Below are 24,845 nucleotides of genomic sequence, written 5' to 3' on the forward strand. Positions count from 1 at the left end.
GCATCCTTGCATTTAGTTCTATATCGAACTATACTTGATCGAACCATTCTCGGGAGGCCTCATGGTCAAGCGGTCGCTCCTTCTGGGCCAACTCAAGGCGAGGTTCCGGCAAGCGCCGGACCTTCCCTCCACCCTCCTCTCCCTGGAGCGGGCCGCGCTGGACCGTTCCGACCGCCTGGACGCGGATGGGTTCCTGGACCTCTCGGATCCGGAGGTTGTCTACATCGATCCCTTCCTGGAGCAGCCCATCGCCGGCCTCGAGAACCTGCGAAGCTTCTACAGGCGGGTGATGACGCCCTCCGGCGAGGCCACCCCCGGGGAGATGTCCCATGCCAGGGTGCAGGCGCTGGGCGACACCGCCGTGATGACCTACACCTACCGGCGCAGAGATGGGGCCGGGCCGGCCTGGAACGCCACCGAGGTCTACCACAAGGGGAGGGAGGGCTGGCGCATCGTGCACACCCACTGGTCCTTTGGAAAGACGCAGGTGGCCTCGTGATCGACAAGGGCTCCCTGCTGGACATCCTGGACCAGGCCGACACCGTTCTTCTCGCCACGGTGAGCGGTTCGGCCCCGCGCATGCGCGCCATGGTCAACCTTCGGCGGAAGGACCTCTTCCCGGGCCCGTCGACGTGCGCGCGGGATGCGGGGTTCGACGTGTATTTCTGCACGTCGGCCGCGTCAGGCAAGATCCGGGAACTGCGGGCGAATCCCGCGGCCGCGGCCTATTTCGCCCTTCCGCACCTCGGTCGCGGCGTGATGCTCTCCGGCGTGGCGGAGATCCTCGAATCCCCGGACCTCAAGCGGGCGCTGTGGGACGACAGCTGGAGGAGGTACTGGCCCGGCGGCCCTTCCGATTCCGACTGCGTCGTCGTCAGGCTTGCCGCCGAGACGGCCACCGGCTGGTCCGGTACGGAAACCTTCCACCTGGACCTTCGATCCCTATGACCGGGCATCGGCGAGGCGGCTTTCTCATCGCGAAGATCCATCGGATCGGCGGGCGCATCTTCGCCCGGATGCTGCGCGAGCGCGGAATCGAGCTGGATCCCGCGCACGGGCGCGTGCTGTTCGTGCTGTGGGAGGAGGGCCCGATGACGATTTTCGAGCTGGCCAAACGCGTCTCCCTCGGGAAATCGACCCTGACCCATACGGTCGACCGGCTGGAAGCGGCCGGCCAGATCGTCCGGGTGCGCAGTGCCGAGGACCGCCGGAAGGTGATGGTGGAATTGACCCCGGGGAACCAGGAGCTCCAGGCGCTCTACGGCGCGGTTTCGCAGGAGATGACCGACCTCTTCTACGGCGGGTTCTCCGAGGAGGAGGCCGACCGGTTCGACGCCCACCTGGGCCGCGTGCTCGCCAATCTGGAGCGGGCTTGATTCCTGCCCGCGCCTGGGCCATCCTCCCTAGATGCAGCTGACAGGTCTGGAGATCGTGAACTTCCGCGGCATCGCGCGCCTGCGGCTGGAGGTGGAGCCCGACGCCACGGTGCTCTTCGGGGAGAACGCCTGGGGCAAGACCAGCCTGGTGGAGGCCCTGCAGAGCACGCTCGGGGAGCGGCCCCTGACGGAGGAGGACTTCCACCGCCTGGCCAACGACCGCACCACCATCGCCAGGCGCATGAGCATCACCCTGACCTTCAGGGGAGACCCGCACCCGGAGCTGGAACCGGCCGCATGGCGCGACGGGGCGGGCGCGGCGCGCCTGGTGCTCCAGTGGAGCGGGCGGCGGCTGGACCGGGGGCGGGCCAAGGTCCGCCGGCTCTTCCTGGATGCCCAGGGCCGGGAGATCCCGCTTCCGGAGGGGGAGGCGGCGCGGCTGGCGGACCGGGTCCGCCGGGACCACCCCCTTTTCGTCTTCCGGGAGCTGCGCCTGGCGGACGGGATCCTGGCCCCGGCCCTGGCCACCGGCCAGGCCATGCACGAGGATCCCGAAAAGGCCGTGGGGCGGGTGTTCGAGCGGCTGCTCTCCGTGCCCCATCAGGTGCACCCCAGCGAGCTGGCCCGGGGCCTGGAGGCCCTGAGGCGGGTGGCGGAACACCGTCCGGAGCTCTTCCAGGGCCTCCAGCCGGCCGGAGAGGCCCCGTTCCGCCGGGCCCTGGACATCGCGGAGGCACCCCTGGGCTTCCAGGGCGGGGACGCCCTGGCGGACCTGGCCCGGCACGCCGGGGCGGGCATGCGGCAGGTGGTCCTCCTGACCCTGGTGGGGGCCCTGCTCCAGGCGGAGGCCGGGGCCTCCCTGGGCAGGGGCGCCCGGCCCATCCTGGTGCTGGAGGATCCCGAGACCCACCTGCACCCCATCCAGTTGGCCACCGCCTTGAACGTGGTGTCCCAGCTCCCGGTGCAGAAGCTGATCACCAGCGCCAGCGGAGCGCTCATGGCCGGCTTCCCCATGCGGGCCCTGCGCCGCCTGGTGCGCCGCAACAACGACACCGCGGTCTTCCCGGACCCCGACGGACCCGCCCTGGGCCCCACGGAGATGCGCCGGGTGGCCTTCCATGTGCGGACCCACAATGCCGACAGTCTCTTCGCCCGGGTCTGGCTCCTGGTGGAGGGGGAGACCGAGGCCTGGCTCCTGCCGGAACTGGCCCGGGTCTGGGGCCTCAACTTCCCGCTGGAGGGGATCCACTGCGTGCCCTTCGCCCAGGCGGGGCTGGCCCCCCTCCTGGCCTTCGCCGACCGCTTCGGCCTGCCGTGGCACCTCATCGCGGACGGGGACGAGGCCGGCCGCCACTACGTGGCCCGGGCCCGGAAGCTCCTCAAGGGCCGGCCCGAGGCCCGGTTCATCACCGCCCTGGCGGATCCCGACCTGGAGCACTTCCTCTGGCGCGAAGGCTACGAGGGCGTGTTCCGGGGCGCCGCGGGCCCGGTGGAGCCGGAGGCCCCGGCCTCGGTGGTGATCCGCCAGGCGCTGCGCGCCTTCTCGAAGCCCGGCATGGCCCTGGAAGTGGCGGAGGAAGCCGGCAAGCGCGGCCCCTCCGGCATTCCGGCCCCCCTGGCGAAACTCTTCCGCAACCTGCGGGACAGGGCCATGCCCGCCGGGGGCGCGGCGGGGTGACCGAACGAAAGACCGCCCTTGCGGCGGTCTGACAAAGCCTTAAATTACTTGCGTTCTTCTTGCATTCCGTTTCCAGGCCCACACGGTCTCCGCTCCCCCCGCCGTCCCGGGGGCCGGTGATCCGTGTGCGCTCACCCTGGCGATTCATTCCCCCCGCGGTCCTGAAGGGAGGCCTTGAAGCCATGCCTAACGTCAAGCTGATCATCCCCAATCCGCCAGGCACTCCGCTGGCGCATCTCAGGTACCTGGCCGGCACGGCGGTGTCGGACCAGCGCTCCCTGGGAACGCATTTCACCCTGGCGGACCTGGGGATTCCACTCGGAGGGCCGGGCGATGCCTGGGACGTGGCGCATGAAGCGGCCCTCCAGATGCAGAGACGGTTCCTCGAACCGGACGTGTCCGCGGGGTTTCCGGAACCCGCCGGGACCCGTGAGGCGCTGGCCGAGGAGGACGGCAGGGCCCACGATCAGGTGGAGGGCCCGCTCAAGGGTCCCGGTTTCGGCTGGCACCGGTTGCCGGACTACGCCCAGCTGGAGGCGGCCCGCCTGGACGCCAATGCCAGCCATCCCTCCGAGACCCGCGTCGCCATCTGCGATGTGGGCTTCGACCTGGAGCACGAGGCCTTCCCCAGGGACCGGGTCCAGTACGCCCGGAACTTCCTGCCCGACGCCGCCCCCGCCAATGTCCGGGACCGGGACGTCCACGGGCTCCTGAAGAACCCCGGCCACGGGACGGGGACGATAGGGATCCTGGCCGCGGGGAAGCTCGGGCCGGACATCGTCTCGGCCGAGCCCGCAGGGCTGGAATTCTTCCTGGGCGCCGCGCCGGATGCCTTCGTGGTTCCGCTGCGCATCGCCACTTCGGTGGTGCTCTTCAGCGTCTCCAGCTTCGTGGAGGCGATGGAGTACCTGCTGGATCTCGACGCGCGGGGGATCCACACCGATGTCGTCTCCATGAGCATGGGGGGCGTCGGCAGCTCGGCCTGGGCCGACGTGGTGAACCGCGCCTACGCCCGGGGGATCCTCGTCGTCACGGCGGCGGGCAACAACGTCCCCCTGGGCCTCGGCCTTCACAGCCCCACGAGCACGGTGTTTCCCGCGCGGTTCAACCGGGTGGTCTCCGCCACCGGCGTCACGGCCGGGTTCGCCCCCTACGCCACCATCACCGATCTGAAGATGCGCGGGAACTACGGTCCGCCCAGCAAGATGCGCACGGCCATCGCGGCCTACACGCCGAATTCCCCCTGGGCCTTCTACCGGAACGACCGCAGGATCGATCTGGACGGGCAGGGCACCTCCTCCGCGACGCCCCAGGTGGCGGGGGCCGCGGCGCTGTACCTCCGCAAGCACAAGGGGGCCATGGCCGGCTGGGAACCCTGGCAGGTGGCCGAGGCCACGCGCCGGGCGCTCTTCCGGAGCGCGCGCCGCACCCATCCCGTGACCGGGGCGCCCCTGCTGGATTGCGATACGTACTTCGGCGCCGGCCTCCTCGCGGCCCTGGACGCGCTGCAGTGCGCTCCCGAGCAGCCCGGGGCCCCCGAACCCGAGGATTCGGTCTTCCTGCCCGCCCTGGACGTCCTCTTCGGGAACGCAGGGCAGCCGCTGGCGGGCCGGGAGGGCGAGGACGCGTTCCGGAAGATGCTCTGGCTGGAGACGGTCCAGCTGATCCACCGGGATCCCCAGGTCGAAGCCGCCGTGGCCGACCCCGACAGCGGTTCCATGAGCGGGGAGGAGCAGGCGAACCTCCGGAAGGCGATCCTCGACAGTCCGGAGGCCTCGGCCACCCTGAAGCGGTTCATCGACGCCGGCTACCGGTCCCCCCTGCGAACCCTCCCGCGCAGGCCCATCGACCCGCCTCCCCCGGTCCGGGAGGAGGATCCGCCGCCCCCCCAGGCCAGGCGGCTCCAGGCCTACGCCTTCGACCCGAGCCTTTCCGGGAGGTTCGAGAGCTTCGGCTTCAACAAGGTCTCCCTCGACGTTCCCTGGGAGAAGCTGGACCCGGGCCCCTGCGGGGAGTACCTCGCCGTCATCGACCACGATCCCGCCACCGGCTGCTTCTACCCGCCGGTGAACCTGGACCACCCGCACCTGCTCGCCTCCGAGGGCCTTCCGCAGTCTCCCGGCAATCCCCAGTTCCACCAGCAGATGGTCTACGCGGTGGCCATGCGCACCATCCGGAATTTCGAGATGGCCCTGGGGCGCCGCGTCCAGTGGTCTCCCCGGATGCAGCCGGGAAGCCCCGACGACAGCGCCTTCGTCCAGCGCCTCCATGTGCATCCCCACGCGCTGCGGGAGCAGAACGCCTACTACCATCCCGGCAAGAAGGCCCTGCTCTTCGGCTACTTCCCGGCCGAGCCCGCGGATCCCCAGGAGCTCTACGCGGGCGGCATAACCTTTTCGTGCCTGTCCCAGGACATCATCGCCCACGAAACCACCCACGCCATCCTCGACGGCATCTACCGCCGGTTCAACAACCCCACCAACCCGGACCAGCTGGCCTTCCACGAGGGCTTCGCCGACCTGGTCGCGCTGCTCCAGCACTTCACCATCGCGAGCGTGGTCGAGTCGCAGGTCCGCAGGGTCCGCGGCGATCTGAAGGTGGGCAACGCGCTGATGGAGATGGCCCGGGAGTTCGGGGAGGCGACCGGGATGCACGGCGCCCTCCGCACCGCCATCGGCGGCGGCGCCGATCCGGCCACGGGAAGGCCGGACTACCTCGCCCTCGGCAATACGACGGAGATCCACGACCGGGGCGCGATCCTCGTGGCGGCCGTGTTTGACGCCTTCCTGAAGATCTACGACGCCAAGACCGCCGACCTCCGCCGCATCGCCACGGTCGGGACCGGCCTCCTGCCCGGCGGCGAGATCTCGGCGGATCTCGTGCGGCGCTTCGCAGGGGAGGCCACGGCCCTCGCCTCCCAGTTCCTGCACATGTGCATCCGCGCCCTGGACTACTGCCCCCCGGTCGACCTCACGTTCGCCGACTACCTCCGGGCCCTGATCACCGCGGACCACGACCTGCTGCCTTCGGATCCCTGGGGCTACCGGATCGCCATCGCCGAAAGCTTCCGCCAGCGGGCCATCTTCCCGGCCAACGTGATCACCTTCGGCGAGGAGACCCTCCTCTGGCACCGCCCGAAGGGGAACTGCGTCAGCCGGATGTTCCAGTCGGCCGGGCAGCAGCTGGAACTGCTCGCCACCCACCTCCTCCACCTGGATCCCGGGCCCGCCCAGGAGGGCGTTCCCCGCCCCGGGGCCCGGCGGCGGATGTTCAAGCTCGCCCGCGGCGCCCGGGCGACCCTGCACAACCGGATGCGGGACCATATCCTGGCGCTTCCCGCCGCGGAGCGGGAGGAGATCTCCCGCGAGCTCGGCCTCGACCTGGGCGGCGAGGCTCCGGTTTTCGAGGTGCACACCGCCACCATCGCCGAACGGCAGGGGCCGGACGGTCGCATGCTCCGGCAGTTCGTCCTGACCTTCCTGCAGGGGAGGACGTCCGTCGAGGACGGGGTCGAGATCGAGCTCTGGAGCGGCGCGACCGTGCTCCTGGACCGCCACGACCGCTCCGTGCGCTACATCATCACCAAGAGCGCCCACAGCCCGGAGCGCGCAGCCCGGAACCGGGCCTTCGCCCTCGCGGAAGCCGCCCGGAACAACCCCTACTTCGCCACCTCGGCCGATCAGCGCTTCGCCCTGATCCACGCCGCGGGGAGGATCCGCCATGACTGACCCCGAAGTCACCGTCCGCATGTACTGCACGGGCCTGGGCGACTGCCACCTCCTGACGTTCAGGACGGCCCGCCGGACCAGCCATGTCCTCATCGACTGCGGCTACTTCCCCGGTTCGCCCTTCCCCGGCGTCGGGATCGACGAGATCGTCCAGGATATCGCAGCCGTCACGGAGAACCGCCTGGACGCCATCGTGGTCACCCACGAGCACCAGGACCACCTGCAGGGCTTCGCCGACGAGGCCGGCCGGTTCGAGGCCATGGAGAAGTCCGAGCTGTGGATGGCCTGGACCGAGAAGCCGGGCCAGAAGATCGTGCCCTCCTCCCGTACCCTGGCGGCCCTGGAGGCCGCGGCCCGGGGCCTGGCCGCCAGCGCCGACCCCGAGGCGAGCCGCACCGGGGGGGCCGTCCAGGAGATGCTCGGTTTCTCCCAGGGGACTGCGAGGACCTTCGACACGGTTAAGGGCTGGTTCCCCGCGGCCTCGAGGAAGTACTGGAAACCGGGTGATGTCCTCGAACCCGACTGGCTTCCGGGGGTCCGGGTCCACGTCCTCGGCCCCCCCGCCGACCTGGCGATGCTGCACAAGAAGACCGGTACGAAGGGCACCCAGATGTATGAGCTGGCGGCCGATCCCTTCGGCTTCGCGGCGGCGGCGCTCGACGTATCCGAGCCGGGCACGCTGTCGCCCTTCGATGCCAAGTATGCCCGTGCGAAGCTGCCGGATCCGGTCGCCGGCCTCTACGAGGAGGCCTGGCGCCGCATCGACTCGGACTGGCTCCTGAGCGCCTCGCGTCTGGCGCTCCAGCTGGACACCTACACCAACAACACGAGCCTGGTACTGGCCTTCGAGCTGAAGGCCTCCGGCCGGGTGCTGCTCTTCGTGGGGGACGCCCAGATCGGCAACTGGCTGTCCTGGCCGTCGGTGAGGTTCACGGATCCCAAGGGCCGCGAGCTGGACGTCACCTCCGCGGACCTGCTCTCCCGCACCGTCTTCTACAAGGTGGGCCACCACGGGAGCCACAACGCGACCCTGGTCGAAGGCGGCCTCTCCGGGATGACCAGCGGGGACCTCCACGCCGCGATCCCCACGAACGCGGCCTGGGCCCAGAGCGCCAAGAACTGGGTGATGCCCAACGCGAACCTGCTCAAGGCCCTGAACCGCAAATGCGCCAAACCCGTGATGCGAGCCGACAAGCCGGTCAATAAACAGGATCCCTGCATCCAGTTCACGCTCTAGAAGCTGTCCCCGCCTTCGGGCCGGTCCGCTTCACGGTCGTTCAAGGAGCAGTTCCAGGTGCCTCCTGGCCGTCAGGGGATGCCTCACCTGTCGCGGCGAGAAGCCGACCCGCGCCCGCATGGCATCCGTGAAATGGGCATGGGAAGAGAAACCCGCCTGGCACGCGATGGCCCCGATCGACAGCCTGGGACCTGCGCGCATCAGGTCGAGGGCCTTCGCCAGTTTCAGGCGCAGCGAATACTCGCGGAAGGGCATTCCCAGATAGCCCGAGATGGCGCGGCTGAGCGAGCATGGCGTCAGCCCAACGGATTCAGCGAGAGCAGCCAGCGAGCGTGGTTCCGAAGCCTGGACAAGCTGCTCCAGCGCATCTTCCATCCTCCTTCTCAAGCGGCCGGGAAAAACCGGGGCAGGCGCATCCATGGAGCCGATGGACGCGATCAGGTCGAAGGCGACCAGCTCGCCCGAAAGGTCATCCATCGGCTGTGTCTCCAGGCTCTGCCAGCAATGGTGCGCGATGAGGGATGCCGCGGAGAGGGGCCTGATTCCGGGCCTGAGGGCTGGAGCAACCCTGGCGTCGGCAAGCGAGAAAAGGGTCGCCTCGATGGGAGCGCCTTCCACGCTCGCCATGGAAAGGCATTCTCCAGGTTCGGCAACCAGGGCCATGCCTGGGAGCAGGAGTGCGCGCTTTCCCGATCGGCGGATTGCAAACCGTTTTCTTGGAAGAATCAAAATCCATTGGGATTCAGGCTGCGGCTCGCTGGACGGTTTGCCGGAGCAGCGCCATGCACCGGCAGTGAGCGAAAGGGTCTGGAGCGTGGGATGGAACGGCATGAGGATTTCAGCAAGAACGTGGAAGCGGGAAGCGCCGCCATGTTGCACTCTACTCCCGTAAGGATCCCTCCCCCGGGGGTTTCTGCCACGGCTGGCCCGCCGCCCATCTTGCCCCAGCCGCCGATTCAGGGAAAGCTACATGACGAAGCCCTGCAATCGAAACCGACGTTGATCCTGCGAGGCCCCTTCCCTCTCGCGTTGAAACCGTTGATCACCATGGAGATTCCGCCGATGCGATTCTGCCCGCGCGCGATCGTTCTCGCCTTTCTTTCAATTCAGCTCGCATTTTCGCAAACGAATGCGTCGAAAAAGCCACCCCAGGCGGAATTCATTCTCCTGGGTTCGGTGCATGACATGCACATGAAGCCGGAAATGAAATTTTCCCTTCCCGACCTTCGACACCAGATTGAATCCATAAAACCGGACCTGATCTGTCTGGAGATCGAGCCGGAGGCTTTCAACTCGTTGATGGAAGGGTACTTCCCGCCCGAAGCAGCCTATATCGCCGCCATCGCGAACGAGTTGCAGGTACGCGTGGTCCCGACCGACTGGCGCATCGCCAAGGAATGGCAGGATCGTGCGAGCCGGCAGGTTCCGAAGGATGTCGAGGATCGCATCTCATGCACGCAGGGAGAAATGCTTAAGGCCATCCAACGCGCATCATCCCAGCCGTCGATATTCGATTTTTTCCACGGTGAATTCCAGCAGCTTGCAGACAGGCAATTCATGCAGAATATGGACGAGAATAGCGCCGCCGACATTTCGAGCGGCGCCTGGCATGAACGCAACAGGCGCATTGTCGAAAATGCCCTGGATGCGGCAGGCGGCGCTAGAAAAATCCTGTTCGTGTACGGCGCCGCCCACCTGCCTCAGATCGCGCGAGAACTGGCGGATCGTGGCTTCGCTTCCCATCTGGCGCCGAGGATGTTCACCCCGTGCGGAATCCAGCCCCTGTCGCCGGTCGTCCTCTCGCGCTGGCGCCGCAACCTTGAAAACCTCAAGGCCATTCGCGACGGCCTGGTGAAGGTGACCCGGGACAGCTACCTGAAGGTGACGGGCTGCAATCGCATCGCCAACCTGGAAGAGGCTCTCGCGGTCTACGGCGGGGCGGGAAAGCCGTGATTCCCGGGGAAGAGGCCTCCCGGCCACGGGATCCGGACCGGATCGCCACGTGATCGTCCGCGGCCTGCGTATTCTTCAATTTGCCCGATGTGGCGACCGAAAGGGGACCCCATGCGCTGCCTATTCAACCTGCTGCTCGCATCCGCCTTCGTGGCCCAGGCCCAGATTCCCGCCCTGAAGACCGGCCGGGAGGTGGTGGAGGCCATGCACGCCCACTGGCAGGGAAGGTGGTACCGCACGCTGGCCTTCTCGCAGCACACGCGCTCCCTGGCTCCCGACGGAACCGAGACGTTGGGCGTCTGGCACGAGGCCTTGGAACATCCAGGCAGGCTGCGCATCGATTTCGCGCCCCTCGCCGGGAAGTCCGGCCTCGTCTGCACGCCAGACCGCATCCACCACTTCAAGGGAGGCTCGCAGGTTTCCGTGCAGGAGACCTGGAACCACCTCCTGGTGCTCATCGGAGACATCTATTGCCAGCCCGTGTCCAGGTCCCTGATGCAGCTCGCGAAGCTGGGCTTCGACCCCGCCAGGACCCACCGGGCGCAGTGGAGGGGGCGCACCTGTTTCGTCGTGGGCGCGGAAGCGGGGGACGAACGGTCCAACCAGTTCTGGATCGATGCCGAGACCTTCCTGCTCTGGCGGGTGATCCGGAAGGACCCGGACGCGCCCAAGGCGATGCGGCGGGAGGTCCGGATCGAGGAGTATCGCCACGTGCAGGGCTACCCCATCGCGGCGAAAATCCACTTCCTGGACGAGGGACGCCTGTTCTTCAGCGAAGACTACTTCGACATCCGCGTGAATCCACGCCTGGATCCCGCCCTCTTCGATCCCTCCTGCTTCGCATCCGTGCCCATGCCCCTGGGCTCCTCCCCTGACGGGAAACCCTGAGGAGGGAAAGGGCGTTAACCTCGTTCCCGAAATCGGAGGTCCCGTGAGCCCCTGCTACCGCCCCCGGCCCCGCCGGGCCACCCGCTTCGCCGTTGCCCGGTTCCTTTCCGTCCTGCTGGCCTTCCACCCTGGCGCGTTCTTCCTCACCGCTCAGCCGAGGTGCGTCCACCGGTTGGAGATCCCGGATCTCTACCCGGAGGGCATCGCCGTGGATCCAGGCACGGGCCGGACCTTCCTCAGCAGCCTCCTGCATGGCGGCATCCTGGCCGTGGCTCAGAACGGGCGCGCCCGCTGGTTCATCCCGCCGGGCCCGGAAGGCCCCTGGCGAACGCTCGGCCTCCAGGTCGATCATCGGCGGGGGCTCCTCTGGATGGCCTCCAACGGTGGAACGGAGCAGGAACCCGGTGACAGCGCCGTCTTCGCGGCGGACCTGAGGAGCGGGCGGATCCTGCGGCGCATCCCGGCCCCACGGGAGGGCGCCCACCTCTTGAACGATCTGGCCCTGATGGCGGATGGAACGGTCTACGTGACCGACTCCCGCGCAGGCACCGTCCACCGCATCGCCCAGGGCTCCTCCCGCATGGAGCCCCTGCTCCCCGCGGGAACCCTGCGCTACCCCAATGGGATCGTGGCCACCCGGGACCAGAAGGCGCTTCTCGTCGCCGCCGGCGGAGCCGGTCTCTACCGCATCGAACGGCAAGGCGGGGCCGCGCGCCCCGTCGCGATTCCTCCGTCTCTGGAGCCGGAGGCCTTCCAGGGCATCGATGGCCTTGCCAGGCGCGGGGACAGGCTGGTCGCCGTGCAGAACGGGCGGGAACCCCCGCGCATCGTGGCCTTCCGGCTCGACCCCTCCGAAACGGAATTGAAAGAGCTGGACGTTCTTCTCTCGAACCACCCGGCCCTGGCGGGCATCCCCACCACCGGCGCCTGGACGGGGCGAAACTTCCGGTTCATCGCCAATAGCCAGATCCTTGGGCTGAAGACCGAACCCCGGAAGCCATCGGAGCCCTTCCTGGTCATGGAGATTCAGGCAGCCCCGTAGGCCGCGTTCGGGCTACTCGGCCTCGGGTGGCTTCCCCAGGAGGCAAAGGGTCGAAGCAGTTCTCTCCTTTGAGGGACGTGGGAGCTTCCTCCGGGGGGGCCCTTTTCAGGAGTCGCCCTGGTCGCATGCATCTCTTCTCGCCATTTCCAGGTCTTTCCATGCACCTTCGGATCCGATTTTCACCCTTCGCAAGATGGTCGTGCTAATATGCCAGGTCCACCCTATCTTGCATTCAGTCTTTTGCAAGAATCTTCCATTCCGGTGAATCGCATGGCTACGCCCGAAGTCCTCTCCAACCGATCGCTGGGCTACCGCGTGAAGAATGCCCGGGAAGCCTGCGAAATGCGCCAGGAGGAACTGGCGCAGGCTATGGGCTTCAATGATCGGCAGACGCTCTCCGACATCGAGAATGGCAAGCGGTCCCTCAAGGCAGAAGAACTGGTGAGCCTGGCCGAGCATCTGGGCAGGGACGTCGAGTTCTTCCTGGATCCTTTTGTCGTGGCCGGCGAGGCCAGGTTCTCCTGGCGGGTGGCCCCGGAAATCTCGGAAGAGGTTCTTGATGGCTTTGAGGCCCGGGCCGGGAGGCTGATTGGACTGCTGCGCTGGCTGAGGGAGCAACAGGTGGGTCCAGCGTCCTCCTTGAAGACCAATCTACGGTTGTCCATCAAAGCCACCTATGAGGAGGCCCAGAACCGGGCCGAGAGCCTGGTCAAGCAGTTCAACCTTGGCCCGGTTCCCGCCGATCGTCTGGCCCAATTCGCGGAGGAGGGCCTCTCCCTCCAGGTGCTTCATATCGACATCCCCGAGGGCACCTCCATCTCAGGGGCCTTCTGCCATCTCAATGACTTCGGCGCCATCCTGATCAACCGGAACGAGTCGGAGGGGCGAAGGAATTATGATCTGGCCCACGAACTCTTCCATGCCCTCACCTGGGACCTCATGCAGCCAGAACACCGGGAGACCAATTCCCAGGAGGACCGGAACAAGGGGAAGCGCATCGAGCAACTGGCCGATAACTTCGCTGCGGCCCTGCTGATGCCCATGGAATCCCTCAACACGCTCATTGATCCTGACCGCCGCGAGGAGACAGCCCACATCGCGGACGTCGCCGCCCGATTGCGGGTGACCACCCTGGCCCTCGGCTGGCGGCTGTTCAATCTGAAGTGGATCAGTGAGAGCACCCGCGCGGCCCTGTCCAACGAACGCCCAACACGCCTTCCCGCCACCCTACCCAACCGCTATTCCCTGGGGTTTGTCGTCATGCTCCACAAGGCCATCGATGGCGGGCGGCTTTCGGCTCGAAAGGCCGCCAAGGCCTTGGAAATGAACCTAACCCAGCTGGCGGAGCTGTTCCCGGAGCACGGCCTGGCCGTTCCCTTCGAATTCTGATCAGCAGGAGCCATGGCCAGGCAGAGGGTTTTCGTCGATACGAACGTGATCATCGAGGCTTTCCGCGCCAAGTGCTGGAAAGCCATCTGTGGCAGGTACTCAGTGGAAACCGTCTCCTCGGTGGTTTCGGAAGCCCTCGCCGGGGATCCTGAGGAGCCCGGCTACGTGGTTGTGGATGAAGGCGAGCTGCGGTCCGGCCTGTCCGTGGTACACGATGTGACCCCACTCATGCGAGCGGCCTTAGGGATCCAGCATCAGGAATCGGAAGGCCTGGACCTTGGGGAACGAGACCTTCTCGCCTGGCTGTTCGCGGCAGGCCGGGTTCCTGATGGGCTGCTACTTCTTTCCACCGCGGACAAGGCGGCGATCGTGGTCACGGGCAAATTGCAGTGGCTTGACCACCTGACATGCCTCGCCAGCCTGGCCCTTGAGTCCGGGATCAGCCGGCACCAGGCCGAACAGTTCCGAGATCACTTCAAAGCGAAGTGGCTCGATGCGATCCGGATGAAGGTCCGGCTCGGCGTGATCCCTTAACGGTGGTTATCCCAGGGACGACCCAGTGGCGGCCGAGGTGGCGCCGCCGTTCTGAATTTATTGGCGTTCACGTTTATCGAACACTACGAAATTCTGAACAAGAACACGATGGCGTTGCGGACTTCAGCCGGCTTGAAAGACGGTCCGGAGGCGCCAGGCGAGGAATTCACGGTCCGGCAGGAACCGCCCAGCAAGCCGAATCGCAGCCCCTTCCAGGCCGAGGAGCCGGTTCTGGACATCGCGTGACTGGCCAGGAGAAGCAAGGGTTCCCCGAGGTCCGAAAGGCAGCATCTGCCCCCGTAACTTGCCAACACTGCGCGGCGGAAGAATTTCCGTCCACGCCGAACCCGGCCGACGGCTTCCACAGTCGTCTTGCCAACCGGGGCGTCAGAACGGTTGGTGCGCCCCTACCGCCCCCGGAACCCAGAGACGATGGAAGACCTTGCCGCTCTCCTCCTCCAGCCTGCCCTGGTCCGAATAGAATTCCTCCCAGATACGCCGGTCTTCCTCCGAGGCGTTGCCCAACCCTTTCCTCCCCGTACCTGTGATTGCCGGATCAAGGCTGGCCAGATTGACCCATTTCTTGGCTGCCAAAAAGATGACAAACGGGGGGGTGAAACGCAATGGATCAGGGTGGTCAGGAAGGCTACCGACCGAAACTAAGGCTAATGTTTTCAATGGGCACGTGAGTGGATGTCACTCAAATCCGTACAGTGAAACGCCCCGAGGCGGGGGCGTTTCACTTTCCTTTATTGTTTTTATTTTGAACTACTTAAAATTTGGAAAAACCGCATTCGGGCAATTTTCGGGTAAACGTTAAAAAGCCAAGGGAGACTCAAAATCTGTTCTCAGCGATGGGGTGTCGGTTCGAGTCCGACCGCCGGCACCAAGGGTTTCAGCCCCGTCCAGTGACCGGGCAGAACTTTTGATAGGCCACCCCTGGGGCCCCCTTGGGTTTGGGACCAAAAGGACAGCTCATCACTTTCGCCGGTACATGAAGCAACGTTCCCTCATGCCAGGCCCAAAATGGGCCCAAAAGGCATTGCACGGACGGACGTGAATCGTGCAGATGAGCACGGACAATCCCGGGACGTTCGAAGCGAGGGGATCGGTGGCCTGCCAAGCGGAGGCAGCGGTGGAGCGTGGTGAGTGGTGGTTCCTCACGGAGAACCACCCGGGACCCTCTGTTCAGGAAGAACAAAGCTTCGACCACGGAAGACGAATCCATCAAGAGACTAGGCGATAATTACCCGGCAAAAACAGTACCGTCATTGGGCGCCTGCCGGCAATGGATTGCGACTAAGTCCTTAAGAAATTGCCCGACTTAACATTTAAATGGCGAAGTCCACGATCAGAGTATCGTGCTACCATTTTGCATCTACCGTTTATGAGATACACCTGGCGCAAAAGACGCAGTCTTTAGGAGGCTAAGTGGTTAGCGACACCACTCGAGAGCTATTCAAGCCTGAGGTAGAAGAAATCTTGTCAAAGATCATCAATCCGAACCTAATTATCGGCGTCATTGCTCCTACGGGCATTAACAAAAAACTTGCTATTGATGAGATAACAAAAACACTGAAAACTTGCGGCTATAATGCAGTTGTCGTTAAGCCAATGGAAATTCTGGCCAAGATATATAGGTACAGATCCATAGGCAAGGGAAATCTTGAACTCACACATCCCCACGAAGAGGACCGGATCATCGAACTAATGAATGCAGGAGACCATTTCCGAGAACACGTATCAACCAATGCATTAGCACTTCTAACTATAGACGAAATCGCAAAATTACGAAAAACAGCAAAACGCACAGTTTTCATAATTGATTCAATAAAACACCCAGACGAATTAAGCGCCTTTAGGAATGTTTACGACCGATATTTGATTTCCATATCCGTCGACATCAAACGACCCGAAAAAGTTAAACAATTAGCAAAAAAGATTGCCACAAAAAGAAATGATACAGAAGATGTTACTAAATATAATTCAATCGCAGAAACGATAATCAATCGAGATGAAAATGATGCCGAAAAACCATATGGACAAAAATTTAGAGATACATACCCCCTTGCCGATATTTTCATCGATCTATCAGATGACGTTCCTCGGCAATGCAAACGAATAATTGAACTTTGGTTTACCAACCCGGATATAACGCCAACCATTGAAGAATACGGAATGTATCTTGCCCATGCGGCTGCATTAAAGTCCGCAGATTTATCCAGACAGGTTGGAGCAGTAATTTTGTCCAGTAAAGGGTCCATTCTTGCCAGCGGGTTTAACGAGGTGCCAAAGCCTAAGGGGGGCGCATTCTGGAATGACGAGGAAATCGATCCCCCAGATTGCCGAGACATGATTAAAATGGAAGACCCAAACCAAACCATTAAAGACGAAGCAATCAGAGAATTAATTGAAGAATTAAAAGAACTCGATATTTTAAAAAGCAAGATACCAATCTCAAATATTATTTCACAACTTTCTTCAAGAGATGAAGTCAAATCCATACGGCTTTTCAGCCTCATAGAGTTTGGCAGAATTGTTCATGCCGAAATGAACGCAATTACTGATGCTGCCCGCCGAGGAGTAAGCACTGATGATGCCATTCTTATATGTACAACATTCCCCTGCCACTTATGCGCGAAGCATATTATTTCTGCTGGCATCTCAAAGGTAGTTTTTATCGAACCATACCCCAAAAGCTTATCCAATCAGCTATATGACGATCTGATTTCATTCGAAAAATCAAATGGGAAAGTTTGGTTTAAGCCATTTCATGGTGTTAGCCCACTCAGATTTTTCGATTTTTTCAAGCGTCACAAGCGCAAAGACAAGAGTGGAAAAAAATTAGAATGGAAATCTGAAATATCTCAACCTATATTTAAATCGGCCGCGGAGGATCCAATCCTTATCGGCGAAACAAGAGCCCAAAATATTTTGAGGATGGTCTCCATAGAATCTATAGGCAATGACCCGAAAAACGACTCACACCCGTATTCACCGACTAAGCCCAGGGGGAAAAAATGAAATCACAGATAACAAACAGAAGAATCAAGACACCTTCAATGCCAATCCATCTGTTAGTTAAAATCAAAAAGCAAGAATCGGCCAAACGAAAAATCAAAAGAGATTATATCGAAGCATTATTTAATTACAAATATAATGACACGACTTATACAGTATAGGCTACCAGAGTGCCGAAAACCTTCAACAATGGACCATTTCAAGATGTCGCCTAAAAATTGATACGGTCTATCCAGACGATGGCCGCCGCAGCCCCGCGAACGCAGTGGCGCCGTCATTTGTGAGCGGCTTGACCAAAGTCTGCGTTGAGGACTCCCCAGTTACCACACACCACCGTGGGACGCGAAGGGTGCCAGTTGCCCATGTAGTATCCCTGCTCATCCTTCCCCTCGCAGTACTGCAGGTCAGGCCGAATACAACTGGAACCTAAGCCCACCTCATATCCAAGAGAATGAAGGTACAGATAAAACCGATTCGTCACATCGAGTGCTTGGTGCAGAAGTTCTTTCGAGACGAAGATATCTGCCATGGCCCGCTTGCTCGGTCTGGTATAGCCGTAATGCGTCTCATCGCCATGGCGGAAATAGTTAGTAAATCGGGTTCGCGGAACCAGAGCGCCGGCGTGGGTCGGCGCGATCGTGCGCAACCCGATTTACGGACTTGAACTTGCCCGGAGCGGCAGGGGCCGGCGCGACCGGGCTGCTATGGGCAAATCGGGTGGAATCGGACGCTGGAGGTCGTTCTGGATGGCTGGGGTTGCAACCCCAGGGCACCTGATCTTCTGCTCACCATGGGCGGGAGCCGTTTCTTCCCGGCTCGGGCACAGACCTCTCCCGACCCGGCTTGGTGGCGGGAGCGGGCGAGGAACTGCATGGGCGTTGTGGGGAAGGTCAGCATGGGGGCTCGGCGTCAGGTGGCGCCCGGGAGGTGGTCGGTTTCAGGAGGGTCCGGTGGAGCATGCCCCCGCAGACTGGGCAGACCTTCATCTCCTGCTCCAGCCACGAAACCGGTGAGGCCGTTGGCGTGACCTTGGCATCGCCCAGGGCCTGCCGTGCCTGCTCCAGTAGGCCTCCCGGCTGGGCGGAGGCATAGAGGCCTGCGTGGCGGATCTTGCGGAAGCCTGGCGGAAGCACGTGCTGGACGAGGCGGGCGAGGAAATCCACCGGCTCCAGGGTCAGCGTGCGCCCGAACTTGGTGCGGAAGGTCACCTGGTCATCGGTGACCTCAACCAGGCGGGAGTTGGCGATGCCCACCCGGTGGGTGTAGCGCCCGAGATACTGGAGCACGTGGCTGGACTTGCGGAACGGCTTCTTGACGTGGGCGACCCAGTCCTTGTCCCCCACCGACGCCACCAGCCGGGCATAAGCGGCCCCCTCCCATTCCGGGAAGCCGCCGCCATCCCGGTGGGACCCCAACGCGGCCAACAACTTGCCGCGGAACACGTCACCCAGCATGGCCCCCGGAAACAGGTAGCGATGCTTGAGCTGGATGAACCCGCCGCCGTCCAGGGCGAGACCGCCGGCGCTGACCAGGACGTGGACGTGGGGGTGGAAGGTCAACTCCCGGGTCCAGGTGTGCAGGATCAGGGTCAGGCCGAAGGTGAGGCCCTTGCGGGTCCGGCCCAGATCCAGGAGGGTGTCGGCCACGGCGCGCAGCATGGCCTGGTAGACCACGGCCGGGTGGATCCGGGCCAGGGCCCGCAATTCCGCCGGCAGGGTGAACACCACGTGGAAGTGGCCGATGGCGAGGATCCGCTTGCTGCGCGCGGCGATCCACTTCTCCTGGGCCAGGGCCTGACACTTGGGGCAGTGCCGATCCCGGCAGGAGTTGTAGGCGATCCGCTCGTAGTCGCCGTGTTCGCAGACCAGCTTGTGGCCGCCGAGGGCGGCGGTGCGGCAGCGGCCGATTGCGGTCAGCACCTTCTTCTGCCCCGAAGTGAGGCGATGCCTCGCTTCCAGGGCGGGGCGGTGCTTGCGGACGATCTCGCCGATATCGAAGCGGGGCCGGGGGCCCACCGATCAATCCGGCAGGTCCTCCAGGGGGCTGCGGATGGCGGCGATCTGGCTGGGGGAGACCTGGGTATAGATCTGGGTGGACCGGATGCTGCCGTGGCCGAGGACCACCTGGATCGTTCTCAGGTCGGTGCCGCCCTCCAGCAGGTGGGTGGCGAAGGCATGGCGGAGCATGTGCGGGCCCACGATCTTGCCGATGCCGGAGGCGGCCGCCGCGCACAGCAGGGCCCGGCGCGCCGTCTCCGGACAGATGGGGTTTCCCGACTTGGAGGCGAACAGCCAAGGCCTCGGCGGCTGCTCATGCTTGTAGTAGGCCCGCAGCAGCCCGTAGAGCTTGCCGTCCATGGGCACCATCCGCTCCTTGCCACCCTTGCCATGGCGGACGTGGATCACCCTCTGCATGGCATCGATGTCCCGGGTCTCCAGGAGCCTGGCCTCATTGATCCGCAGGCCGGTGGCATAGATCAGGGTGAAGAACATACGGTATTTGGCGGTCGTGAACCCGTCCAGGAGCCGCTGGATCTCCGGTCGGCCCAGGATCGACGGCAGGTGCGCCTTGGGCTTCGGGCTGGAGATCCAGGCCACCTTGTCGGCCTGGCCCAGCGTCCGGGCATAGAGGAACTTCAGGGCCGCGTAGTGCTGCCCAAGCCGGGAAGCTCCGACCGCCTGGCTCCGGAGGTGATCCACCCAGCGGCGGACAGTCTCCTGGCTGGCATCAGCCAATTCGTGGCCGAGGAAGTCCTCGAAGCGCCGGACGGACCCGACGTAGTTCTCGACGGTTCTTTCCGCCCGACCCGCCATTCGGAGATCGCCGGAAAATCGGGACAGAGATAGACTATCTGCACGCATGCAGTTCCTCCTTGGTTATGGGGACGGTGCTGTCACACCGCCATAACCAAGGAGCCTGCTTTCAGCAGGTTCCGCAAGTGCTTCTGGCCGACCGGGCTGGACGGGCGCTGGTCACCCCTGCCGCGGAGCGGCTAGGTTCAATGCTCTTTATCGGGCGACATCCGAAACTGACCCCCTAGCGACACGAATTCTGACCCCCCGCATTGCCTCGTCAAACATCTTACCGAGGCGAGCCCGTTGACTCAGGGATAGGATTACCCGCGATGAAACCTCAGAGCGCGGTTGCCTCATCCGGCTTCTTACCGGGGGAGAAGGTGCATGCACTCATCGCTGAGCAACGGCGCTCGAAGGGAACTGATCGACGTCCTTCGAGAGCGTTATTGGAAGGTAACCAGGTTAGAAAAGTCATTGATTCTAAACGAATTGGTGGCGCTGACCGGATATCACCGCAAGCATGCCATCCAAATGATGGCTCGAAGCACTGCGGATAGCATTCCCGGGCCTAGGACCAGGGCCCTGGTGTACGACGGAGCGGTTCGTGCGAGCCTGCTCGTCCTATGGGAAGCCTCCGATCGCGTTTGCAGCAAAAGGCTCAAAGCGATGGTTCCCCTGTTGCTAGACGCCCTAGAGCGCCACGGACATCTGGCGCTGGATCCGTTAGTTCGGGCAAGGTTGATCGCCGCGAGCCCGGCAACCATCGATCGCTTGCTAAAACCGGCCCGGGAAGCCATCAAGAAGAAGAGAGGAACGCGGCCGAACGCAACCTCCCAGGTCAGGGCGCAGGTCCCGGTGCGGACCTTCGCGGACTGGAACGATCCCAAGCCTGGCTTCATGGAAGTCGATCTGGTGACCCATGGGGGCGAAAAGGTCGATGGCGACTTCGTCCACACCATCGTGTTCACCGATATCGCCACGGGTTGGACTGAATGCATGGCGTTGTCCTTTCGCTCTGGCCTGCTGGTTATCCAAGCCATCGACCGACTGACGGGGTTGTTACCATTTCCCTTATTGGGGATCGATGTCGACAATGGCAGCGAGTTCCTGAACCAGCCTGTGCTCGACTACTGCCGGGGCAGAGGTCTGGAGTTCACCCGGGCGAGGCCCAGGCACAAGAATGACCAGGCCTGGGTAGAACAGAAAAACGGTGCCCTCGTTCGCCGGTTACTCGGTTACGAACGCCTCCAGGGGCCAGTGGCCACAGCGGTTGCCAACCAGCTTTACGATGCCCTCCGGCAGTACGTGAACTATTTCCAACCGTCCTTCAAGCTAGCCACCAAGCATCGGGATGGCGGGAAAGTAGTCAAGCGGTATCACCCACCGAAAACACCGTGCGAACGGCTGCTGGCCATTGAAAACTTCTCGTCGGAGTCAAAGGCAAATCTGCAAGACAAGCTTCTGAAACTGGATCCACTCAAGCTACTGCACGAGATCCGGTCCATGCAGAAGCACTTGGGACAATTGGTTGACAAGGGGTCGAGTGAAGCCTGCGGGCCGGGCTTTCCTGACATCCAAGCATTCCTAAACGGCCTGAGCGACCTCTGGAAAGCAGATGGACTCAATCCGGTTAAGAGAGTCCGGAAACGACGAAAGCCCCGCGACGAATGGGGGCCGGTGGGTGGACGTCCATCGGAGGTCGTTGAGATGGTTTGGCCCCAGGTGGAAGCATGGCTCGATCTCGATCCGGCATGCACCGCAGCTGCCATCCTCAGACGGCTTGAAGAGGAACATCCAGCGGCCTTTTCCAAGAGACAGCTCCGGACCCTCCAGCGGCGAGTCAAGGAATGGCGCAGCACTTATGCCAAGCGCCTGGTCTTTGGCAATGCCAGTTCTGCTGGTGAAGGTTGTAGTTGAACCCAAGGCTGAGACCCCACCCTGAAGGGGCTCTGCCCCTCGGCCTGCGGCCTCACCCCGGGATTTATCGCATGCGCGCCCCCGGTGAGCAATGGGAGCCGGCAAATGCCGGCTCCTGCCGTTCGGCGCACCTGGAGCCGCTCAGGTCGCATCCCTGCGTTGCCCTATCCATTCCAGGCAAACAAGGGTGAGTCGGGGCCGTTCCATGGTTTCACGGAACCAAGGGCGAGGTTCTGCCGCCCACCAAACGACTGAAATAACAGCCAATGGCCCGGTAAGGCCCCGTGATGAGTCAATACGGGGGGTGAAATCTGGTGTCGCTTGTCAACCGACTTAAGTATTGAGCAGCCAGGCGTCATAAGTTCTGAGCACCCCCCCTTTGAGTGTTAATGCCCGGCAAGTGCCGGAATGGAAGCGGCCAGCGCAGCGCCCGCCGTCCCAAATTCAATGAACCAATTAAGCTACTGATGCTCGTCCTGCGCAGGGGCGGGTGTGGGAAACGCCAGAGCGTTTTCCAGGCGCAGCCCGGTGGGGTGGATAGGTTGTTGACCCGGAGGGCGCCCCGCAGGGGCGTTGCCTGTTGACCCGGAGGGCGGGCCAGAGGCCCGTTTCGCGCAGCGAAATCCATCAGGCAATCCATCAGCCTTTCCATGCCGCCGCACCCGCCCCGGGGGGTGGGTCGCGGCCTTGGGGCCATCGATGCAGGCGCACCTGGTTTCCTTTCTGGGTCGGCGGCGGGATTCAGGAACCCAGCCCCTCCCCCTTGCGGAGCAAGCCGGACAGGCGCTTTTCACGCAGCCGATAGCTCTCGCCCTTGATGGAAATGACGTGGCTGTGGTGGAGCAACCGGTCCAGGATGGCCGTTGCCAGGACGTTGTCACCGAACACCTGACCCCAGTTCCCCACCGGCTGGTTGCTGGTGAGGATGATGCTGCCCTTCTCGTAGCGGCGGTTCACCAACTGGAACAGCAGATTCGCCGCCTGACGCTCAAAGGGCAGGAACCCGACCTCATCGATGACGAGTACGGCAGGCTTCGCCAGGTGGGCCAGGCGCTCCTCCAAGCGGCCTTCCATCTCGGCCCGCGTCAGCTGCGCGACGAGGCCCATGGCGGGCACGAACAGGCAGGTGGCGCCCTGCTCGATCACCTTCCGCCCCAGACCAATGGCCAGATGTGTTTTGCCGACGCCTGGGGGGCCGAGCAGGAGTACGTTCTCGCCGTTGGCGATGAACCGGCCGGTCTCCAGCTCCCGCAGGAGCTTCCGGTCGATGGAAGGCTGCTGGGTGAAGTCGAAGTCATCCAGGGTGCGCTTCAGCGGGAAGTGGGCAATCATCGTCGCCATGCGGTTCCGCTTTTCATCCTTGGAGGCCACCTCATCAGTCAGGACGGTGTCCAGGAAATCCATCAAAGTGCCGTCGGCTTTGGCAGCGCGCTCGAGAATCGAGGCCAGTCTTTCCCGGGTCGACGTGAGCTTGAGCCGGGTCAGGTGCCGGTTCACCCGTTCCATCTGGGGGTCCATCATGGTCATTCCCCCACCGCCAGGGTGTAGTCCTGGAGTGACCGCTCCAGCTCGTTCGGCCCCGGCATGTTGTGGGTTTTGCGCACCAGGCCCTCGAGGTGACTGGGCACTTGGATGGTCCCGAACCGGCCCGGCAGAATGTCATGCTCCGCGACCAGCTTGCCCCGCCAGAGAACAGTCATTTCGCCGCAGACCACTTCCAGGTTCACGGACTGCCCGACCAGCTCGTAGGGGATGCTGTAGCGGTTCGTGTCCAGCTCCACCCGGCAATCGCTGGTGACCTTTCGGATCAGGCGCCGGACCTTCAGGTAGCTGGCATGGTTCCCCAGCGGGAGTAGCTCCGCGGCCTCTCGCTCGAAACGGTCGATGGGTCGCTCCTGCGTAGTGCCGTGGATCCGCACATCGGCAATCTCGGCCATCCACCAGTCCAGGTGGGCGTGTACGGCATCCCAGCTCGTGTAGGCGAGGCGCCCCAGGGCATTGCCTTTGACATATTTGACGCCGCTCTCCACCTTGCCTTTGGTTCGAGGCCGGTAGGGCCGGCAGGCCCGGGGCCGCATGCCCCAGTGGGCGCAGAACGCCTTGAACTCGGGGTGGTAGTGCGGCTCGTCGTCCTTCCAGTGGATGACCAGGGCCTTGGCATTGTCGACGAGACACTCCTTCGTGGCCCCGCCGAAGTGCTGCATGGCAGCCTCCAAGCCCTCCAGCCAGTGCTGCTGGCGCATCGCCGGGTAAATCCGGGCGAAGGTCCGGCGGGAATAACCGAGGGTCGCCACGAACACGAACGCCTTCACCCGCGCCTCACCCACCACGATCCACTTCTCCCCGAAGTCGATCTGGAGCTGCTCGCCGGGATCCGTCTCGAATCGGAGGGTGGCGGCTTCGGCCGCGCGATGCTCCTGCCGCCAGGTCTCGACGGCCCTCTCCACCGTGCGCAGCCCGACCTCCACGCCTTTTGCGGCCAGTTGCTGCCGCAGGACATCGGCGTTGCGGACCCCGCAGGTGAATTCGCTGCGGAGGTAGTTCTCCTCCTGGGCCAGCTTCCGGGGCCGCCCCATCACAGGCCGGTTTGTAGGAAGGCCGCGGTCGAGCCAGCCCCGGATCGTGTTTCGGGACCAGCCCCACTCCTTGGAAATCGCTTTCACGCTCCAGCCTCGTTTATGCAAGCTGAAGAGGAGCGCTACTTGCGATTCATCCAACATCCGAACTCCTGGGCAGACCTCTCCCAGGTTGTTATAGATTTGCTCCATGACCTCTCCTTGGCGTTCAGGGGGGTCAGAACTTATGACGCCAAGTGCTCAGTTTCCGATGTCGCCCGACATCGCTTGACACTCTTCGATCCCAGCTAGATGCTGGTGCTGCCCTTCAGGTGAAATGACAGGTGGTTGGCCCGAAGTTCGGCGTTTCACTCGAACCGCTGGCGGCGGAGGTGGAAGCTTGATTCCACCTCCGCCCTGTTCCCAACTGATCTCATCGCCCGCCTGGGCTTCAGGAAGTTTCGGTTTCTTCGGTTTCATCCCTGCGCGGATTTTGGCCCAGTATCCCCTTGGAGGGCAAGGCACGCGCATGGGCCGGCAGACCTGCGGCTCGGCCCAAACCTCCTCGTAGAGTTGCTCCCGGGTTATGGACATGCGAGAAAGCCCCTTGGCAACATCCTTGCTTTGACTTTACGTTTAGGATTCTATATCACCCTGGCAAGAACACCTCATATCGTAATACACGCATATTTATCAAATCTGCAGGGAATAGACCCTTGCCCCCCCTTCTCG

General features: G+C 63.3%; 18 protein-coding genes. 13 read left to right on the plus strand and 5 right to left on the minus strand.

Going from position 1 to position 24,845, the window contains the following annotated elements; translation table 11 throughout:
* Positions 1-61: 61 nt before the first annotated feature.
* From ACZ5MC_RS19505 to ACZ5MC_RS19530, 6 genes are all read left to right on the plus strand, one after another.
* Positions 62-499 (plus strand): YybH family protein, encoded by a 438-nt coding sequence (locus ACZ5MC_RS19505; RefSeq protein ID WP_306602166.1) that lies wholly within the window; start codon positions 62-64, stop codon positions 497-499.
* The gene (locus ACZ5MC_RS19510; RefSeq protein WP_464516561.1) at positions 496-948 is read left to right on the plus strand and encodes a pyridoxamine 5'-phosphate oxidase family protein; all 453 of its coding nucleotides are present in this window, start codon (positions 496-498) and stop codon (positions 946-948) included. Before ACZ5MC_RS19505 ends, ACZ5MC_RS19510 begins: the two co-directional genes overlap by 4 nt.
* A complete protein-coding gene (locus ACZ5MC_RS19515) occupies positions 945-1,376 on the plus strand; it encodes a MarR family winged helix-turn-helix transcriptional regulator (RefSeq protein WP_464516562.1) in 432 nt (143 codons plus the stop codon). The genes ACZ5MC_RS19510 and ACZ5MC_RS19515 overlap by 4 nt, the downstream gene beginning before the upstream one ends.
* Positions 1,377-1,407: 31 nt before the next feature.
* Positions 1,408-3,054 carry an ATP-dependent nuclease gene (locus tag ACZ5MC_RS19520; RefSeq protein WP_306602170.1) on the plus strand — a complete coding sequence of 549 codons (1,647 nt, stop codon included), beginning with the start codon at positions 1,408-1,410 and terminating at the stop codon, positions 3,052-3,054.
* A gap of 182 nt (positions 3,055-3,236) precedes the next feature.
* Entirely contained in the window at positions 3,237-6,782 is a 3,546-nt protein-coding gene (locus tag ACZ5MC_RS19525; RefSeq protein WP_464516563.1) for a S8 family serine peptidase, read from the plus strand.
* Positions 6,775-8,019: an MBL fold metallo-hydrolase gene (locus ACZ5MC_RS19530; RefSeq protein ID WP_306602172.1), complete on the plus strand. Its 1,245-nt coding sequence runs from the start codon at positions 6,775-6,777 to the stop codon at positions 8,017-8,019. Before ACZ5MC_RS19525 ends, ACZ5MC_RS19530 begins: the two co-directional genes overlap by 8 nt.
* 30 nt (positions 8,020-8,049) lie before the next feature.
* Here ACZ5MC_RS19530 and ACZ5MC_RS19535 read toward each other — a convergent pair whose 3' ends face one another.
* Positions 8,050-8,850, minus strand: coding sequence for a helix-turn-helix domain-containing protein (locus tag ACZ5MC_RS19535; protein ID WP_306602173.1), 801 nt, complete (start codon positions 8,848-8,850; stop codon positions 8,050-8,052).
* Between ACZ5MC_RS19535 and ACZ5MC_RS19540 the strand changes: the two genes are divergently transcribed.
* The 6 genes from ACZ5MC_RS19540 (at position 8,839) to ACZ5MC_RS19565 (ending at position 16,849) form a co-directional block, all read left to right on the plus strand.
* On the plus strand, positions 8,839-9,972 hold the full coding sequence (locus tag ACZ5MC_RS19540; RefSeq protein WP_464516564.1) for a TraB/GumN family protein: 1,134 nt from the start codon (positions 8,839-8,841) through the stop codon (positions 9,970-9,972). The genes ACZ5MC_RS19535 and ACZ5MC_RS19540 overlap by 12 nt on opposite strands.
* Positions 9,973-10,083: 111 nt before the next feature.
* The gene (locus tag ACZ5MC_RS19545; RefSeq protein ID WP_464516565.1) at positions 10,084-10,860 is read left to right on the plus strand and encodes a LolA-like protein; all 777 of its coding nucleotides are present in this window, start codon (positions 10,084-10,086) and stop codon (positions 10,858-10,860) included.
* A gap of 43 nt (positions 10,861-10,903) precedes the next feature.
* Positions 10,904-11,902, plus strand: a complete 999-nt coding sequence (locus ACZ5MC_RS19550) for a hypothetical protein (RefSeq protein WP_464516566.1) — start codon at positions 10,904-10,906, stop codon at positions 11,900-11,902.
* Positions 11,903-12,172: 270 nt separating this feature from the next.
* Positions 12,173-13,291, plus strand: coding sequence for a helix-turn-helix domain-containing protein (locus ACZ5MC_RS19555; RefSeq protein WP_464516567.1), 1,119 nt, complete (start codon positions 12,173-12,175; stop codon positions 13,289-13,291).
* Positions 13,292-13,303: 12 nt separating this feature from the next.
* Positions 13,304-13,825 carry a hypothetical protein gene (locus ACZ5MC_RS19560; RefSeq protein WP_464516568.1) on the plus strand — a complete coding sequence of 174 codons (522 nt, stop codon included), beginning with the start codon at positions 13,304-13,306 and terminating at the stop codon, positions 13,823-13,825.
* 1,431 nt (positions 13,826-15,256) lie between these two features.
* A complete protein-coding gene (locus ACZ5MC_RS19565) occupies positions 15,257-16,849 on the plus strand; it encodes a deaminase (protein WP_464516569.1) in 1,593 nt (530 codons plus the stop codon).
* 887 nt (positions 16,850-17,736) lie between these two features.
* Here the strand turns inward: ACZ5MC_RS19565 and ACZ5MC_RS19570 are convergent.
* Positions 17,737-18,861, minus strand: coding sequence for an IS91 family transposase (locus ACZ5MC_RS19570; protein WP_464516570.1), 1,125 nt, complete (start codon positions 18,859-18,861; stop codon positions 17,737-17,739).
* A 3-nt stretch (positions 18,862-18,864) separates the two neighbouring features.
* Complete coding sequence (locus tag ACZ5MC_RS19575) at positions 18,865-19,707, minus strand: tyrosine-type recombinase/integrase (protein ID WP_464516571.1); 843 nt, start codon at positions 19,705-19,707, stop codon at positions 18,865-18,867.
* A gap of 318 nt (positions 19,708-20,025) precedes the next feature.
* Here ACZ5MC_RS19575 and ACZ5MC_RS19580 point away from each other — a divergent pair, with 318 nt between their 5' ends.
* Positions 20,026-21,558 (plus strand): transposase, encoded by a 1,533-nt coding sequence (locus ACZ5MC_RS19580; RefSeq protein WP_464516572.1) that lies wholly within the window; start codon positions 20,026-20,028, stop codon positions 21,556-21,558.
* A 741-nt stretch (positions 21,559-22,299) separates the two neighbouring features.
* On the opposite strand, the gene istB is transcribed toward ACZ5MC_RS19580, so the two are convergent.
* The gene (istB, locus tag ACZ5MC_RS19585) at positions 22,300-23,064 is read right to left on the minus strand and encodes an IS21-like element helper ATPase IstB (protein ID WP_464517770.1); all 765 of its coding nucleotides are present in this window, start codon (positions 23,062-23,064) and stop codon (positions 22,300-22,302) included.
* A 17-nt stretch (positions 23,065-23,081) separates the two neighbouring features.
* Positions 23,082-24,221, minus strand: a complete 1,140-nt coding sequence (istA, locus tag ACZ5MC_RS19590; RefSeq protein ID WP_464516056.1) for an IS21 family transposase — start codon at positions 24,219-24,221, stop codon at positions 23,082-23,084.
* Between the last annotated feature and the right edge of the window lie 624 nt (positions 24,222-24,845).

The sequence above is a fragment of the Mesoterricola sp. JemC181 genome, assembly GCF_055384585.1.

What these genes read in the sequence shown, in the direction of transcription:
- ACZ5MC_RS19505 (WP_306602166.1), top strand. Translation starts at nt 62, where the DNA reads ATGGTCAAGCGGTCGCTCCTTCTGGGCCAACTCAAGGCGAGGTTCCGG.
- ACZ5MC_RS19515 (WP_464516562.1), top strand. Translation starts at nt 945, where the DNA reads ATGACCGGGCATCGGCGAGGCGGCTTTCTCATCGCGAAGATCCATCGG.
- ACZ5MC_RS19520 (WP_306602170.1), top strand. Translation starts at nt 1,408, where the DNA reads ATGCAGCTGACAGGTCTGGAGATCGTGAACTTCCGCGGCATCGCGCGC.
- ACZ5MC_RS19525 (WP_464516563.1), top strand. Translation starts at nt 3,237, where the DNA reads ATGCCTAACGTCAAGCTGATCATCCCCAATCCGCCAGGCACTCCGCTG.
- ACZ5MC_RS19530 (WP_306602172.1), top strand. Translation starts at nt 6,775, where the DNA reads ATGACTGACCCCGAAGTCACCGTCCGCATGTACTGCACGGGCCTGGGC.
- ACZ5MC_RS19540 (WP_464516564.1), top strand. Translation starts at nt 8,839, where the DNA reads ATGGAACGGCATGAGGATTTCAGCAAGAACGTGGAAGCGGGAAGCGCC.
- ACZ5MC_RS19535 (WP_306602173.1), bottom strand. Translation starts at nt 8,850, where the DNA reads ATGCCGTTCCATCCCACGCTCCAGACCCTTTCGCTCACTGCCGGTGCA.
- ACZ5MC_RS19545 (WP_464516565.1), top strand. Translation starts at nt 10,084, where the DNA reads ATGCGCTGCCTATTCAACCTGCTGCTCGCATCCGCCTTCGTGGCCCAG.
- ACZ5MC_RS19555 (WP_464516567.1), top strand. Translation starts at nt 12,173, where the DNA reads ATGGCTACGCCCGAAGTCCTCTCCAACCGATCGCTGGGCTACCGCGTG.
- ACZ5MC_RS19560 (WP_464516568.1), top strand. Translation starts at nt 13,304, where the DNA reads ATGGCCAGGCAGAGGGTTTTCGTCGATACGAACGTGATCATCGAGGCT.
- ACZ5MC_RS19575 (WP_464516571.1), bottom strand. Translation starts at nt 19,707, where the DNA reads ATGCGTGCAGATAGTCTATCTCTGTCCCGATTTTCCGGCGATCTCCGA.
- ACZ5MC_RS19580 (WP_464516572.1), top strand. Translation starts at nt 20,026, where the DNA reads ATGCACTCATCGCTGAGCAACGGCGCTCGAAGGGAACTGATCGACGTC.
- istB (WP_464517770.1), bottom strand. Translation starts at nt 23,064, where the DNA reads ATGGAACGGGTGAACCGGCACCTGACCCGGCTCAAGCTCACGTCGACC.